The following is a 16,884-nucleotide window of genomic DNA, read 5'->3' as shown; positions in this document are numbered from 1 at the left end:
TGGCTAAGGTCTGTCGTTCAAGTACTTATATGCTATACTAGAAGGTGACTCTTAAGTGATGCAAGAGAGAATTAAAGCAGTAAAAAATAGTAGCCACATATTCTTTTATCCTCCAAGATAAAATCAACCATGTCGGAGAACGAACTGCTAATAAAGGAGCATGTACTATGACATATCAACTGGCAGAGGGTGTAAACCTCCACGTCTTGCAAACAAAACAATATAAAACGGTTCGTATCTTTGTTCGCTTTACTACGCGTTTAAAAAAAGAAGTCATCACGAAACGTTCCCTTTTAAGTAGCTTGTTAGAAACGAACAGTTTAAATTATCCTGACCAGACTCAGTTAAGTGCAAAATTGGCGGATCTTTATGGTGCTAGTTTTGGAACGTCCGTGAGAAAAAAAGGCAATCTTCACTGGTTGGATGCTAGCATCAACTTTGTCAATGGCAAGTATATCAACGATACCAGCATTTTAAACCAAGCTGTTGCTTTTTTGAAAGAAGTTCTCTTTTATCCAAACATTACGGGGCAAAAATTTGATCCAGCCACTTTTGCTTTAGAAAAAAACAATTTGAAACTTTATTTAGAGAGCTTAAATGAAGACAAGCAAATGATGGCTTCACTGGCGCTTCAAGAGTTGTATTTTGATCAGTCGGAGGCGCAGAAAATACCAAGTTTTGGAACAATCGAAGATCTAGATGAACTCACAGCTGAAGTGTTAGCTGACTATTATCATCAGATGATCACAGAAGATCAGATCGATATCTTCGTAGTGGGAGATGTCTCTCCTGCAGAAGTCCAAGCAGCTTTTAGTGAATGGGCATTTCCAGAGCGAGAAAGATTACACCCGGAAATTTTTTATAGCCAACCGCAAGAAAATATCATCAAAGAGCGACAGATCGAAGAACCAGTGACTCAGGCGAAATTAAATCTGGCTTATCAAACCAATGTCTATTATGACCAACCGGATCGTTTTTCATTGATGGTCTTCAATGGATTATTTGGCGGTTTCCCACACTCTAAATTATTTATGAATGTTCGTGAAAAAGAGAGCCTAGCTTACTATGCTTCCAGCAGCATTGATACTTTTCGTGGGTTCCTAAGTGTACAAACAGGAATTGATGGACGTAAACGTAACCAAGTATTGCATCTGATCCATGAACAATTAGAAAGTCTACGAAATGGGGAAGTCACAGAACTTGAATTGACACAAACTAAGGCCATGTTACGAAACCAATATCTATTATCATTAGATGCCCCGCAAGTAGCTGTCGAGACTGCCTATTTAGAGAATTGGTTGCCAGAAACGAAATTAACAGCTGACGAATGGTTAAAACGGATGGAAAAAGTAACGGTCGAAGACATCCAAAAAATAGCTCGACAAATCGAGTTGCAGGCAATTTTCTTTTTAGACGGAGGTACAACAAATGAATAAAACAGAATATGATCAAATCAACGAAACACTGTACCATGAAGTATTACCAAATGGTTTGACTGTTTATTTATTACCTAAAAATGATTACCATAAGACATATGGTTTATTTAGTACAAATTACGGTTCGATCGATAATGAATTTATTCCATATGGTTCAGATAAAAAGATAAAAGTTCCAGATGGTATTGCCCATTTCTTGGAACATAAATTGTTTGAAAAAGAGGATGGCGATGTCTTTCAATTATTTGGACAACAAGGGGCCTCAGCTAACGCGTTTACCAGTTTTACCAAAACAAGTTATTTATTTTCAACGACAGATCAAGTTGAAAAAAATTTGACGACTTTACTTGATTTTGTCCAAGCACCTTATTTTACGGAAGAAACTGTTAATAAAGAAAAAGGGATCATAGGACAAGAAATACAAATGTATGAAGATGATCCAAATTGGCGGATGTTTTTTGGCATTTTGAATAATTTATACCCTGAACATCCTTTGCATATCGATATAGCTGGCACAGTTGAAAGTATTGAAGCAATCACTGCTGATGATTTATACACCTGCTATCGGACATTTTATCAGCCAAGTAATATGGTCTTGTTCGTAGTAGGAAAATTAGAGCCGGAAAAGTTGATGGAATTGATTCGAACCAATCAAAATGCTAAGGATTTTCCACCAGCTCAAAAAATCAAACGTTATTTCCCTGACAATAATGGTGATATTATTGCGAAAAGCTCAATGCGCTCAGCAATCACTAGAGATAAGTTTGTCTTGGGAATCAAAGGGCTAGATGTTTTACCAGCAGAAGGGAAGGAATTATTGAGATACAAGACCGCTCTCAATCTTTTATTCCAATTGTTATTAGGGAATACTTCTCAAAATTATTTGAAAATGTACAATGATGGTTTAATTGATGACAGCTTCGGTTTTGAATTTAGTTTAGATCGAGAATTTCATTTTGCTGACTTTAGCGGAGACACGGATCAGCCAGAAAAAGCAGCTGAAAAAGTGAAAGAAATTCTTCTGCATTTTGAAGAGGATCAAGAACTGTCTGAAGAAAATCTAACATTGTTGAAGAAAAAGATGTTAGGACAATATTTCCAAACATTAAATTCACTGGAATACATTGCAAACCAATTCACGCAAAGCCTATTTGGGGATCAAACATTATTTGATTTACCAGAAATTATTGAATCCATTCAATTAGCAGATGTATTAAAAGTAGGTCGTTCTTTTATCAAAGAAGAAGCGTTCAGTGAGTTTTATATGCAGCCAAATGTCTGATATAGAAGTAGAGATGACGAATGGGAAAGTAGTTAAACTCTTAAATTTCGTTATAGAGTGTATTCAATGTTACCCTAAGATAACTTCGTTTATGGTATTCTTAAGAAGATAAAGAATAAAAAATGGGCGTTGGTGTATGGCGTGTTACATTCTTAACGAAAAGGAACAATTAGACGACTAGCGTTTATACAATTGCTGGTTAGAATAAAAAGACTGGAGAAGATGAACGAGTGGCTTTTGAAACCATCGGAGAAACATTAAGGCAAGCTCGCCTAAATAAGAAAATATCTTTAGATGAATTACAGCAGATTACGAAAATTCAAAAACGTTATCTAGAAGCAATCGATAATGATGATTTTGATCAACTACCTGGAAAATTTTATGTTCGGGCATTTATTCGTCAATATGCAGAAGCTGTCGGTGAAGATGGCGATCATTTAGTTGATGTATTTGATGGGAAAAGCAAATTATCAGCTGGAGAAGTTGTCGCACGTCCTGAACCAGAAACAGTGAGTGGTTCGAGAAAAGCGATGCATCAGGAAGAAGCCAATCCAAGTAAGTTTTGGACAAGTCTACCGGTTATTTTACTTGGTTTAGTCGCTTTAGCAATTATTACTGTTGTGGGTTATATGACTTGGCAGGATCGAAAATCTGACCCGATTATTGATACAACGGCAACTTCAGTTTCGGTTGACGGTGCAATTACACAAACGACATCTAGCACTAAGAAAGAGCGTGAATCCTCTTCTTCAACAAGTACGACAACCACTTCAACAACACAAGAAGAGAAAAAGATGGCGATTACGGCTGGTGAAGACACAGGTAGTACGATCGCAGTGAATGTTACGGATGCGAAAAAACCTGTTACACTTGAATTTGCAGCGACTAACCGAATTTGGATCGGTGTATTAGTGGATAATGCCTATGTTTATCAAGGGACATTAGCAGCAAATGAAACACAAAGCACGCAATTACCGGAAACGGCAACCAATGCAACGATTCGATTAGGAGCTGCAAGTAATGCAACGGTTAAGATAAACGGGGAAGAAATCCCTGTTAATCCAGGAGCGAATAATCAAAATCCTAAAAATGTCACATTGACACTACAGTATGCAGAGTAAATCGCTTATAAGTAGAATGATGTGAAAAAAGAAAACAAGATAAGTACCTGGGAAGGCAGATTCATCTTAGGTGCTTATCTTTTTTTCACGACTGCTGATAAAAACTGATCATTATCGGTGGAAAGTTTAGAACGAGTCACGTAGAATAGGGAAGAAAGGAGTCGATAGTGTGAATTTACCAAATAAATTAACTGTACTTAGAATTTGTATGATCCCGATTTTTATTTTAGTTGTCGGATTACCCTTAGATTGGGGACAAGTAACCGTAGGAACAACATCACTTGCTGTGACGCAATTAGTAGGAGCGATTATTTTTGCTTTAGCAAGTATTACCGATTGGCTCGATGGAAAAATTGCTCGTGCCAGAGGATTAGTCACCAATTTTGGAAAGTTTGCTGATCCATTAGCAGATAAAATGTTAGTGATGACCGCTTTTATCATGTTGGTGGGGCAAGGTAAGGCACCAGGATGGGTAGTTGCGATTATCGTTTGTCGAGAACTAGCTGTTACCGGTCTGCGACTATTGTTAGTCGAAGATGGGGAAGTTATGGCAGCAGCGTGGCCAGGAAAAGTAAAAACGGCTACGCAAATGGTGGCTATTATTTTGTTATTCATCAATAATATTCCATTTAATCTGATCAATTTACCGATGGATCAAATCATGCTGTATGCTTGTTTGATCTTCACGATTTATTCAGGTGTTGATTATTTTATGAAAAATAGTGGTGTGTTCAAAGGTTCGATGTAAGATTCCTTACAAAGATGTACCATTTCGATAATTCGTCTTACCCCAAAATAACATTTTATATTTTGGGGTAAGACGAATTTATTTATGCTGATTCACGTTTCAATCATTTATTTGATCGCCATTTTTCTAAACTAGCTAGATGCATAGCTATCTTATGATGAAGATGAAAATGATGAAACTCTTTATCAGAAAATGAGCAAATGATAAATGAAACGTTTAGCAAATGGCGTATACTATTAGTAGATAAAAAGAGATTGAGAAGAGACCAAAACAGGCCAACGAGAATTCGTCTGTTGTAATGAAGGAAGCGAAAAAATGAAATCAGAAATCATAGCAGTAGGGACAGAACTTTTACTAGGACAAGTAGTCAACACGAATGCCACGTTTTTATCCGAACAGTTAGCAGACCTCGGGATTGATGTGTATTATCAAACGGTGGTTGGTGATAATCCCGACCGCTTAGAATCATTACTCCAATTAGCAGAAACCAGAAGTGACTTGATCATTTTATGTGGAGGGTTGGGACCGACAGAAGACGACCTGACGAAAGAAGTTACTGCGAAACATCTAGGGGAAGAATTGATCCAAAACACCGAAGGCTATAAAAAATTGTTAGCATTTTTTGAAACGACCAAGCGTAAAATGACTGAAAATAATTTACAACAATCACAAATCATCGATGGGGGTATTGCTTTACCTAATCGCACAGGCTTAGCATTAGGTACGTTCTATCAAACAGCAGACCATGTCTATCTCTTGTTACCTGGACCACCGAGTGAATTAAAGCCAATGTTCATTGAACAAGCTCGCCCATTATTGGAGCAAAACTTTCCATCTGAAGAAATGCTGATCTCAAAAGTTTTACGTTTTTACGGTATCGGGGAATCCCAACTAGTCACAGAATTAAAAGACTTGATTGAAACACAGATCAACCCAACGATTGCCCCTTACGCAAAACCTAACGAAGTCACTTTACGATTAACTGTGAAGACCAAAGACAAACATGCAGGAAACCAAGCCTTACTTGCTTTGGAAGAAAAAGTATTGGCGAGAGTAGGTGAGTACTTCTATGGATATGGTGATGATAATTCATTGCCTAAAGTGGTCGTAGAATTATTAAAGGAAAGAAACCAAACAATAACTGCAGCAGAAAGTTTGACTGCTGGAGCCTTTCAATCAGCTTTGGGAGAGATCTCTGGTGTTTCTCAAGTCTTCCCAGGAGGCTTCATTACCTATTCTTTAGAAACTAAAGCAGAATTTTTACACATCGATGATGCACTATTGAAGCAGCATGGAACCGTCAGCCAAGAATGTGCAGAACAAATGGCTATCCAAGCACGTAATTTAGCAAAAACAGATTATGCGATTTCGTTTACTGGAGTGGCTGGACCAGATACCTTAGAAGGACAGCCAGCTGGAACAGTTTGGATCGCGGTTGCAACAAGTGAAGGGGAGGTCATTTCGCAGAAATACCAATTTACCAGAGACCGTTCTCATATAAGGAATAGCGCAGTAATGCAAGGATTTGATCTCATTAGAAGACAACTATTAAGAAAAAAATAAATGCGAATATTTGTTCGGTTTTTTCTTGCTTTTTGTCATTAAAAACGATATGATTAGTACAATGAAATGTCGCACTGATTTGTGAATATAAGGAGGATTATCGTATTGGCAGATGATCGTAAAGCAGCCTTAGATGCTGCGTTGAAAAAAATTGAAAAGAACTATGGGAAAGGCTCGATCATGAAACTTGGCGAAAAAATCGACCAACAAGTTTCGACTATCCCAAGTGGTTCTCTTGCATTAGATGTTGCTTTAGGTGTTGGTGGTTACCCACGAGGACGTATCATTGAAGTATATGGTCCTGAAAGTTCAGGTAAGACAACCGTTGCCTTACATGCAATCGCTGAAGTACAAAAAAATGGCGGAACAGCCGCTTTTATCGATGCTGAGCACGCTTTAGACCCACAATATGCTCAAAAATTAGGGGTAAACATTGACGAATTACTTCTTTCACAACCAGATACTGGAGAACAAGGACTAGAAATCGCTGATGCGCTTGTATCAAGTGGTGCAGTAGATATCGTAGTAGTCGATTCGGTTGCCGCTTTAGTTCCGCGTGCTGAAATCGATGGAGAAATGGGTGACTCTCACGTAGGGTTACAAGCTCGATTAATGTCACAAGCATTGCGTAAACTATCTGGGTCGATCAATAAAACCAAAACGATCGCTATTTTCATTAACCAAATTCGTGAAAAAGTTGGAGTGATGTTCGGTAATCCTGAAATCACACCTGGTGGACGTGCATTAAAATTCTATGCAACGATTCGTTTAGAAGTGCGCCGTGCGGAACAATTGAAACAAGGAACAGACATTGTTGGTAACCGTACGAAGATCAAAGTAGTTAAAAATAAAGTAGCGCCACCATTCAAAATTGCTGAAGTCGATGTGATGTATGGGCAAGGAATTTCTCAAGAAGGAGAATTGCTTGATATGGCGGTTGAAAAAGATATCGTTGATAAAAGTGGTGCTTGGTATTCTTACAAAGAAGATCGTATTGGACAAGGTCGTGAGAATGCAAAAAATTACATGTCCACTCATCCTGAAATGATGGCAGAAGTTTCTGCTTTAGTCCGAGCGGCTTATGGGATCGGTGAAGATGTAGAAATACCCGAAGAAACGCAAGCAGAACTTCCTTTAGAGGAATAAGACGAAGTAAGAATAGAAATAATCGAATAACTATTCAAAGGATGTTTGAGCATCGAGAGAACTCGCGTCGTTCAGAGAAAGTGTTTTCCTTTGATATGTTGTCGATTGAATCTAATAAGCCGAAATTTTTTAAAATTTCGGCTTATTTTTTGTCTTTTAAGTAGTCATTTGACTATACTTTCTCCTAAAACATAATGGAAAATGGGGGATGTTTAAGCAGTGATTGACTACATCGACAGAAAGGGACTATTCTACTTAAATGAAAGGATAACATGTTACTTAAAAGTCATTTTTTGTTCTTAATTTTCATTAATGCAAAGTTATTTGTTCTTAATATGTTTTGGTTATTATTTAATATTATCTTTTATTCATAAAATGACCTTTAAATGAAAATCGAGAAAGCCGTTTCTTATGTATTTAAAGTTGACACTACGGGGTACAAACATTAGAATAAACTTGTGCATGTTTTTGTACACCTATGCATAAAGCATATTAACAAGTTTAGAGTACTTTATCATAAAAGTTATATAGATGATAAAAATGAAAAAGATAGTATGGAGGTGGATTTTATGGTATTCAATATTCTCCTCGCTATCATCGGTTTAATTGTCGGTCTTGGTTTAGGGTTTATGGTTGCAAAGTCACGTCATGAAAAAGAAATTGCAGGTGCTCAATCATCAGCAGCTGGAATTATTGATAGTGCAAAGAAAGAAGCAGAAACTCTAAAAAAAGAAGCATTGTTAGAAGCTAAGGAGGAAAACCAGAAATATCGTTCTGAAGTGGAGAGTGAGTTGAGAGAAAGCAAGTTAGAATTAAAATCTCAAGAAAATCGTTTAATTCAGCGTGAACAAACGTTGAATCGTAAGGATGACTCATTGGAAAAACGTGAGACCTCACTTGAAAGCAAAGAAGAAGCACTTAGTTCAAAACAGCAATTGATTGAAGAGCGAGAAAAAGACGTTGAAAAGTTGATTGAAGAACAACAAAGAGAATTAGAAAAAATTGCTGGTTTATCTAAAGAAGATGCAAAAGATGTCATCATGAAATCAACTGAAGAAGAATTGAATCATGAATTGACGTTAATGGTCAAAGAATCGGAACAACGTGCAAAAGAAGAAGCAGATCGTAAAGCCAAAAATCTTTTATCGTTAGCGATTCAGCGCTGTGCGGCAGACCAAGTATCTGAAACAACTGTATCCGTAGTAACTTTACCAAATGATGAAATGAAAGGACGCATCATTGGTCGAGAAGGACGAAATATCCGTACACTAGAAACATTGACTGGAATTGACTTGATCATTGATGATACACCAGAAGCAGTGGTCCTTTCAGGTTTTGATCCAATTCGTAGAGAAATCGCTCGGATGACTTTAGAAAAACTGATCCAAGATGGACGGATCCATCCTGCACGAATCGAAGAAATGGTCGAAAAATCGCGTAAAGAAATGGATGAACGAATCCGTGAGTATGGGGAAGAAGCGGCGTTTGAAGTTGGTGCGCATACCCTTCATCCAGATTTGATCAAAATCATGGGTCGTCTTCATTTTAGAACTAGCTATGGACAAAATGTTTTGAAACATTCAGTAGAGGTTGCTAAATTGTCAGGTATACTAGCCGCTGAGTTAGGCGAAGATATCCAATTAGCTAAACGAGCTGGTTTGCTTCATGATATCGGGAAAGCATTAGATCATGAAATCGAAGGTTCTCACGTAGAGATCGGCGCAGAGTTAGCTGCTAAATACAAAGAAAATCCTGTAGTGATCAATGCGATTGCATCTCATCATGGAGATGTTGAAGCAACGTCAGTTATTTCTGTCTTGGTAGCTGCTGCAGATGCCTTATCCGCTGCACGACCAGGAGCTAGAAGTGAATCCTTGGAAAATTATATTCGTCGCTTAAGAAGCTTAGAAAACATTTCAAATAGCTTTGCCGGAGTAGAATCTAGTTTTGCTGTTCAAGCTGGACGAGAAGTTCGGGTTATGGTAAAACCAGAAGAGATCTCTGATTTAGATGCAGTTCGTTTAGTACGAGATATCCGTAAACGAATTGAAGAAGAATTAGATTATCCAGGGCATATCAAAGTCATCGTTATTCGTGAAACGCGTGCGACAGACTACGCTAAGTAAAAAATAAAAGAACGTTACGATTAGTTAGGATAATCGTAGCGTCTTTTTTGTTTTAAACCACTATTTAATCAAGCTTGATCGTTTTAACATTATTTTGATAAGAGGTTGAGCAGCTATAAACATGGTGTGTTAACTTTGAGTTCTAAATTAGCTTCTTAATAAGAAGTAGGCATAATCTAACTAGAGACGATTATTCTATCATTAAAGTAGATCAAAATTATTCTTAATGACTACTAGAAAATCAAACTAGGATGAAGAATAGTTAGGAAATAAAATTTGTTGCATTATTGTACATTTTGTTAACGAGAGATAAAAGTTGTATAAACTAGTAATATATTGATCTATGAGTTTGAAATCAATTTTATGTACAATTTTTTACTAGGATTTATTGGGTAGAAAGATATAGTTTTTGTTCTTGAAAACACAAGTAATTGATTCTATATGATCTAAATATAGATGAGGTGGGGTAAGCAGATGGATAATTATGAGTTGTTGGAATACAATTTAGCAGAATTTATGACTTCAGATATGCAAGAGGAATTTTTACAATTTTTTCATTTTCAGAATATTAATGAATTTAAGGAACAGTATGTTCATTCAAAAAAACTGCTAAAAGATCAGAACGAAGAGATGTTGAATGAACTAAAAGAATGGAGACAAGTTGATTCAATTGAAAAATTCTCGCAACAAGTAACAATAAAGCTAACTGAGCAATATTTTATGAAGTACCCAAATCTAATAAAATACAAAAATGTTAGCAATAACATTAATGAAAACCTTTGCAAAGATATTCATGAGATTCTTTTGCGAACGATTGTTTATGACTTTAATCTATTAAAGTCACAGTCACAAAAACTCTCTGTGAAAAGTTATATTAGAAATTATTTATCTAATGAGAAATACGTCACAGGTTTGTTTCAAAGATTTCCTGTTTTATTCAATTTAATAGATAAAAAAATCAAAGAAACAATCTGTTACATTTCTGAAGTTATCCAACATGTAGAGTATGATTCAAAGGAAATTAACGAATTGTTTAGTATTCAACTTGATCAAGAAATAGGAGTTGAATTTTCTTTGGGTGATCCGCATCTGTCAGGAAAATTTCCACTCGTGATAACAGGTAAAAAGAATAAAATTATTTATAAACCACGAAGTAATTACAATGATTTATTATTTGGAGAATGCGTTGCTTTATTTAATAAAAATAATTTTAACAAACAACTAGCACAAATAAAATTATTGAATCGTAAAACGTATTCTTGGTCAGAATTTATTGTAAGTGATCCTTGTCAATCAGAAGAAGAAGTTCAAGATTTCTATTATAAAATGGGGGCAATTATTGCAATTCTTTTCTATTTAAATGCTTCGGATATTCATCTTGAAAATCTAATTGCAAGTGGTGGTTCACCCATGCTCATTGATTTAGAATGCTTGTTTAACAATTTAGATCGTATGGAAGCATTATCTGTAAATGATAAGATACATGAAATTTTGACTAATTCTGTTCTTAATTCTGGAATTGTACCTATGTACAACGAATTTTTTAAAGATGATATTTCGGCTTTAGGAAGCCATGAAAACTTATTCCAACGTTTTTCAGTACCACAATTGATTGTTTCAGAAGATGATTTAGAAATTAAATTCACTGAAAATTCTGATGAATTTAAATATTCATATTCTAATGTTCCGATGTATCATGGACAAAATTATCGTTTTTTAGACTATAAGCAACAGATCTATCAAGGATTTACAGAAACATTTCACCTATTTTTGGATAAAAAATCAGAGCTGATTGATATTGTTGAGCGCTATAAAAATGATATTACTATCCGACATTTAATAAAACCAACAGCAACTTACAGTAAAATAGCGACTTTAAGTTATCATCCTAGGTTCTTGACAGCACCGTTTGATCGCTTGTTATTTGTCTATTCTCAAATGGCAAGATTTGGTTCTACACCATTTCTTACCTATGAAATTGAGGACATACTAGAGGGGGATATCCCTTATGTTTTTTCAAAACTTAACTCAAATACACTTAACATTTCAAAAAAAATGACATTTACGAATAACAGTCGTATAGATTTCTTAACACTATGGAAAAAAAAGATCCATTCTCTTAGTGAGAAAGATTTAAACTACCAATTAAATATTTTGCAAAAAAGCTTTGGAGATAAAAATATTACGTTAGAAGATCTTTTTATAATTGGAGAAAAAAATGATGAGATCAAGACTTTAGAATCTTACATCCATAGTAAAAGGATAGTACACAATAAGCAGGTGACGTGGCTTCATACCGGTTATGAAGATTTAACAAAAGACAAAGATTTTAAAATTCGTTTAAAACTGCAGCCAATGAATAACAGTTTGTATAATGGGAAAATTGGTGTAGCAATCACTTACTATTATTTATGGAAAACAAAAAATGATTTTGATTACAAAAACAGATTTCTATTAATATTGAATGATTTACTTGATCATTTTGATTTATCTAATCAAAAAAATTATGATATAGGGGTTTTTTCTGGATTAGGTGGTTATATCTATTTATTTAATTTGATTGCTCCATCCTTGCGAACATCAAAACTGATCGCAATTGAGCAAGATATCCTTCAATATCTGGGACAAAAAATAAAAAAAGACAAAATTCTGGATATTATGAGTGGTACGGCGGGGTTATTACTACTTTTTTGTAATATTTATAAAAAGAGCCCTAATAAAGAATTAAAAAAATTAATTGGACTTTGTGTGGAGAATTTATTAAATAATTTAATAGAATCAGAGGGAAAAGGAAGTTATTGGGAATCCTCTGTAGAAAAGAAACTTATTTTAGGTTTTTCTCACGGAACATCAGGTATTCTTTATGCTTTAGCGATTTATGAAGAGTTATTTTCGGTAACCAAAATAAAAGAAACGATTGGCGCAGTTACCTTATTTGAAAACCAACATCGTAAAAACGGTGTGTGGTTTGATACAAGAGGAGAAAAATGGATTGAGCAAAATACTTTTTATTGTAATGGTCTTGTAGGAATGCTTACTCATCGATATCTTATGGAAGGAGAAAGCCCAGAGGAGCTATTATATTTTGCTCGATTAAAAGAAGAATTAAACAAAGAACGTGTAGATAGTTGCTTATGTCATGGCTTTTTAGGAAATATGTGGCTTTACCGTCATTTCTTCATTCATCATAATATAAAGTCATATGCGTTCTTACTCGATGATTGGAATGCATACTTAGACAAACGAACAATTAATGAAAGTTGTTTAGAAGACGAGTTTCTAGATGTTGGTTTGATGACCGGTCTTTCCGGGGTGATTTTGGGATTGTTAGCGTTGGAGAACCCTAACATACCAAACATACTTTTATTCGATTTATAGATAAATCCTTCAATCGAAAATACGAATGAAGAGATAGGATCTGATTGAATAATAGATTGATAAGTGTAACAAACAGTTGATGACAATAAAAAATGATTGATCAACTTGAAAGGAGGTGAAGAAAATGGCAGTAGGACTATTAATGAAAGCAGGCAATGTTTCTGAAGAATTAGCAGTATTAAACAACGAACATAGTTTGAATGCTTCGCTAGATACCATCTGCGGAACAATGGGTAGCCTTGGTTGTGGTAGTTTTGGTTGTGGCTCTTTATCTAGCTGTTGCTAAAATATATACGGATGAAAGGTTTCAGAGGTTTTATTGTGAATATTGAAAAATAATAATTCAGAATGAAGAGTCTGAATCTGGGACATTAATCAGAAAAAATCTGATTAATGTCCTACTTTTTTTAGTAAAAAGATTCCTTCAGACTCATTCGTTTTATTTCTTATCCAGCATTTCTCGATCTTTTTCGATCGTTGTATTGATCCCTTTGATAATAGCAGGAATGAAGCCAGCTTCTTCTAAAGCCACAACACCTGCAACGGTTGTTCCGCCAGGGGAAGAAACCTGGTCAACCAGCTCCCAAGGGTTTTCATCACTTGCTAGGAATTTTTGACAAGATCCCATAATAGCTTTGGCAGCGATCTCGGTTGCCATTTTTTTAGGTAAGCCATTAAAGACACCCGCACGACCCATGGCATCGATCAACATATAAATAAATGCTGGTGAACTACCGGCTAACCCAATAAACGTACTGAAATCACCTTCTGCCAGTGGATAGACACTGCCGATCGCTTCAAAGATTTGCGTTGCTTCTTTGAATTCCTCATATGTGACATGATGATTTTTACAGATAGCAGAGACACCTGCACCCACACTAACGTTTACGTTTGGCATGACACGAATGATTTTCGCTTCGGGGTCATTTAGGGCTTTTTCCAGATCATGTAATGATTTTCCTGAAGCAATTGAAATAAAGAGACATTTCTGACTATATTTTCTTAAATCCTTCAGTACTTGGTCAATGATTTTAGGTTTGACTGCCAGTAAAATGACATCTACTTGTTTTGCGACTTCTTGATTTGTTTGACAGGCGGTTACACCAGTTGCTTCTGCAAAACGTTGTGCATTTTCGAAATGACCACTTGAGACAAAAATATCTTCTTTAGCCACTGTTTCGTGTTCAATCAAGCCGTTAATGATTGCTTGCGCCATATTACCTGTTCCAATGAATCCAATTTTCATGTTATCCTCTCCTTTTGTTTTAGCATAGCTTTCTTTTCAATGAAGGGCAAGCAAAGAATAAAGCGTGTGGATAGATACATAAACAGGTGAAACTAGTGCATAAGTGGTAAAAATAAGGTAAATAAGCTAACATTGATTTATAAATTGAAAGTTTTCAAGTAAGGATGGTAAAGTGTGAAAAATAAAAGTCATACGGCATTTCAGTGGTTGAAAAATCATAGCTTGATTTTAAAAATGATTTTTTTTGGATCTATTATAGTTTTCGTTGCCAATCAAGTCGTAAATATTGCAAATGGAATGAGTTGGCAAGATATTTGGCAAACTATGCGACAACAAAGTTATGTTACGCTGTGTTTAATGGTTTTAGTGGGGTTGATCGGTGTTTTGCCAATGTTGTTGTATGACTGGGTGACGATTCGCGTGTTGGAAAAACAAGGGAAAACTAAAATGAAGCGTCACGATTTTTTCTTAGCTGCTTTTATTACGAATACAATTAATAACTTAGCGGGCTTTGGAGGAATTGTTGGAGCTAGTCTTAGAGCAAATTTTTATGGAAAAGAAACAAATCGGAAAATGGTACTTGCTACCGTTTCTAAAGTTGCATTATTTATGTTGACTGGTTTATCATTATGGTCATTTCTAACATTCATTGATGTTTTTTTTCTACAAACTACTAGTATTTTTAGAAGTTATTGGATTTGGTTACTTGGCGGTAGTGTGATAGCACCGGCTATTTTTTTCTTTGCTTATTTAAAAAGAAGAACATTATTTGCGGAATTCTATCCTAAGGGTCTAGTCGGGTTACTGTTAGCTTCTGTGGGGCAATGGACTGGAGCATTGGTCGTTTTTTTAGCGATTGGTTATTTGATGGATGTAGATATTTCCTTATTTTCGATTTATCCAATGTTTATTATCGCTACGTTAATCGGTATGTTGACAATGGTTCCTGGGGGTGTCGGGACATTTGATGTGTTGATGATCTTAGGTATGAGTCAGTTAGCTGTTCGACAAGATATTGCAGTGGTTTGGTTACTTTATTACCGTTTGTTTTATTATGTGGTTCCTTTTGCGGTTGGCTTATTTTTATTTCTGTCACATACTGGAGTAAAAGTGAATCGTTTTTTAGACAATATACCACGACTGCTCTTTCAAAAAATCGCGCATTTTATTTTGGTCACAGCCGTTTATTTTGCAGGGATCATGATGGTGTTACTATCTACGATTACGAATCTTTCTGCGATCAGTCGATTGTTTCAGATTTTATTACCTTTCTCGTTTAATTTTTTAGACCAAACGTTGAATCTATTGATTGGATTCTTATTGCTTGGATTGGGAAGAGCGTTAGCAATGAAAGTGAAGAAGGCTTTTTTACCAACTATTGCTTTATTAGCTTTTGGAATCATTAACACAGTTACTCGAACATTATCTTGGCAATTGATTTTAGTGTATATCTTGATTCTTCTGGCTGTCTGGCTAGCTCGGAAAGAATTTTACCGTAAGAAATTTGTTTATTCATGGGGTGCCATTCTTTTTGATCTATGTTTGTTTGGGTTTCTATTTATCGTCTATGCAATTGCAGGGTATCATAGTGGACGTTTTTGGGTAAATCGATTGACAGCTGATCGCTTTCTCCTGTTCCCATCCGATGAAGTTTGGTTTTCAGGCTTGATTGGTCTAGGGATCTCGCTGTTGGCATTAGTAGCATTGTATCAGTACCTTGCTTCTGAAACGAATGAGTTAGGGTCAGATTTACAAATCGAAAGATTCAAACAGATGTTGACCGTCTATCAGGGGACATCTGCTAGTCATTATCTTCGTTTACCAGGATATAAATATTATTACTATCAACAAAATGGAGAGGATCAAGTCGTCTTTGGTTACCAGATCAAAGGAAATAAATGCTTTGTTTTGGGAGACCCGATTGGCAATCCTAAAATGATTCGTCCTGCTATTACAGAATTTATGCAAAAAGCTGATTGCTTAGGGTATCAAATTGCTTTTTACAAGATCTCAGAAAAATATGTGGTAATGTTGCATGAATTAGGTTTTCATTTTACAAAAGTCGGCGAGGTGGGAATGGCAGATTTGACTACAGAAGAAATGCCTTGGGTCAATCAACAGCTAGAGTACCAGCGTCTAACTAATGAAGGCTATCATTTCACTTGGTACGAACAATTACCTGAGGAATTATTAGCTGCGGTGAGCGAGGTTTCGGATCAGTGGTTACATGGTGCGAGAGAAAAGCATTTTTCTGTTGGGCGTTTTGACGAATCTTATCTGTTAGCCAGCGGTGTTGGAGTGGTACGCAAAGAACAAAAAGTGGTCGGATTTATTACAGAGCAACCAATATCTGAAAGCCAAGCAGGCTATGATCTATTACGTGTATTGCCAGATGAACCTGCTGAACTATCCGATTATTTATTAGTCAATCTATTTGTTGTCTACCAAGAAAAGGGCTATCTTGAGACAAATCTTGGTTTAGCTCCGTTAGCAAATGTGGGAGAAACAGACTTTGCATTCTTTCAAGAGCGCATCATGCATATTGTTTATAATTATGGTAGTTTCTTTTACTCCTTTCAATCGACCTATGAAGAAAAACTGCGCTATGTCACTCGCTGGGAAGGTCGCTATTTTGCTTACATGAAGGGAAGCAGTTTTACATTTGCCACATTACAGTTGTTTATACTAATTGGGAAGGGAAAAGAAAAAAGTATCAGTTTTGCAGAAGAAGTATTAACGGAATTGTAAATTGCGTAAATAGAGGAATAACTGGTGACGTGTTTTAGCTACCCATAGTTTAAAACGTGAAAAAGCGATTGACGGTAGCTAGAGAAAATG

11 protein-coding genes are annotated in these 16,884 nt (G+C 35.8%); 10 read left to right on the top strand and 1 reads right to left on the bottom strand.

Translation table 11 applies throughout. From position 1 onward, the window contains the following. Window positions 1–167 precede the first annotated feature (167 nt). The 9 genes from yfmF to IGL28_RS12640 all read left to right on the top strand — a co-directional run bounded on the left by yfmF (window position 168) and on the right by IGL28_RS12640 (window position 13,086). Window positions 168–1,436, top strand: coding sequence for an EF-P 5-aminopentanol modification-associated protein YfmF (gene yfmF / locus IGL28_RS12680; protein WP_081128942.1), 1,269 nt, complete (start codon window positions 168–170; stop codon window positions 1,434–1,436). Next, the gene (gene yfmH, locus IGL28_RS12675) at window positions 1,429–2,718 is read left to right on the top strand and encodes an EF-P 5-aminopentanol modification-associated protein YfmH (protein WP_010720625.1); all 1,290 of its coding nucleotides are present in this window, start codon (window positions 1,429–1,431) and stop codon (window positions 2,716–2,718) included. The genes yfmF and yfmH overlap by 8 nt, the downstream gene beginning before the upstream one ends. Window positions 2,719–2,948: 230 nt before the next feature. After that, window positions 2,949–3,839, top strand: coding sequence for a RodZ domain-containing protein (locus IGL28_RS12670; protein WP_010720624.1), 891 nt, complete (start codon window positions 2,949–2,951; stop codon window positions 3,837–3,839). A gap of 169 nt (window positions 3,840–4,008) precedes the next feature. Then, window positions 4,009–4,587, top strand: coding sequence for a CDP-diacylglycerol--glycerol-3-phosphate 3-phosphatidyltransferase (gene pgsA / locus IGL28_RS12665; protein WP_010720623.1), 579 nt, complete (start codon window positions 4,009–4,011; stop codon window positions 4,585–4,587). A gap of 315 nt (window positions 4,588–4,902) precedes the next feature. Beyond that, the gene (locus IGL28_RS12660) at window positions 4,903–6,150 is read left to right on the top strand and encodes a competence/damage-inducible protein A (protein ID WP_081204242.1); all 1,248 of its coding nucleotides are present in this window, start codon (window positions 4,903–4,905) and stop codon (window positions 6,148–6,150) included. Window positions 6,151–6,255: 105 nt separating this feature from the next. Next, window positions 6,256–7,296, top strand: coding sequence for a recombinase RecA (gene recA / locus IGL28_RS12655; protein ID WP_010720621.1), 1,041 nt, complete (start codon window positions 6,256–6,258; stop codon window positions 7,294–7,296). A gap of 569 nt (window positions 7,297–7,865) precedes the next feature. Beyond that, the gene (gene rny, locus IGL28_RS12650) at window positions 7,866–9,422 is read left to right on the top strand and encodes a ribonuclease Y (RefSeq protein WP_010720620.1); all 1,557 of its coding nucleotides are present in this window, start codon (window positions 7,866–7,868) and stop codon (window positions 9,420–9,422) included. A gap of 474 nt (window positions 9,423–9,896) precedes the next feature. Then, window positions 9,897–12,800: a type 2 lanthipeptide synthetase LanM gene (lanM, locus tag IGL28_RS12645; RefSeq protein WP_179133715.1), complete on the top strand. Its 2,904-nt coding sequence runs from the start codon at window positions 9,897–9,899 to the stop codon at window positions 12,798–12,800. Window positions 12,801–12,924: 124 nt separating this feature from the next. Next, complete coding sequence (locus IGL28_RS12640) at window positions 12,925–13,086, top strand: hypothetical protein (RefSeq protein WP_010720618.1); 162 nt, start codon at window positions 12,925–12,927, stop codon at window positions 13,084–13,086. Window positions 13,087–13,239: 153 nt separating this feature from the next. Here IGL28_RS12640 and proC read toward each other — a convergent pair whose 3' ends face one another. Continuing rightward, the gene (proC, locus tag IGL28_RS12635) at window positions 13,240–14,046 is read right to left on the bottom strand and encodes a pyrroline-5-carboxylate reductase (protein ID WP_010720617.1); all 807 of its coding nucleotides are present in this window, start codon (window positions 14,044–14,046) and stop codon (window positions 13,240–13,242) included. A 234-nt stretch (window positions 14,047–14,280) separates the two neighbouring features. On the opposite strand from proC, the gene mprF reads away from it, so the two are divergent. Then, window positions 14,281–16,794 (top strand): bifunctional lysylphosphatidylglycerol flippase/synthetase MprF, encoded by a 2,514-nt coding sequence (mprF, locus tag IGL28_RS12630; RefSeq protein ID WP_232088608.1) that lies wholly within the window; start codon window positions 14,281–14,283, stop codon window positions 16,792–16,794. Window positions 16,795–16,884 lie beyond the last annotated feature (90 nt).

The sequence above is a fragment of the Enterococcus sp. AZ077 genome (assembly GCF_051714965.1).
Classification (GTDB): Bacteria; Bacillota; Bacilli; order Lactobacillales; family Enterococcaceae; genus Enterococcus_B; species Enterococcus_B hirae.
Note: the sequence above shows the minus strand (reverse complement) of the source record. Positions and strands in the feature narration are given on the sequence as shown.

Excerpts from the sequence above, each read along its gene's own strand:
- rny (WP_010720620.1), top strand. The coding sequence starts at position 7,866 with ATGGTATTCAATATTCTCCTCGCTATCATCGGTTTAATTGTCGGTCTT.
- proC (WP_010720617.1), bottom strand. The coding sequence starts at position 14,046 with ATGAAAATTGGATTCATTGGAACAGGTAATATGGCGCAAGCAATCATT.
- IGL28_RS12640 (WP_010720618.1), top strand. The coding sequence starts at position 12,925 with ATGGCAGTAGGACTATTAATGAAAGCAGGCAATGTTTCTGAAGAATTA.
- yfmH (WP_010720625.1), top strand. The coding sequence starts at position 1,429 with ATGAATAAAACAGAATATGATCAAATCAACGAAACACTGTACCATGAA.
- lanM (WP_179133715.1), top strand. The coding sequence starts at position 9,897 with ATGGATAATTATGAGTTGTTGGAATACAATTTAGCAGAATTTATGACT.
- yfmF (WP_081128942.1), top strand. The coding sequence starts at position 168 with ATGACATATCAACTGGCAGAGGGTGTAAACCTCCACGTCTTGCAAACA.
- IGL28_RS12660 (WP_081204242.1), top strand. The coding sequence starts at position 4,903 with ATGAAATCAGAAATCATAGCAGTAGGGACAGAACTTTTACTAGGACAA.
- mprF (WP_232088608.1), top strand. The coding sequence starts at position 14,281 with ATGATTTTTTTTGGATCTATTATAGTTTTCGTTGCCAATCAAGTCGTA.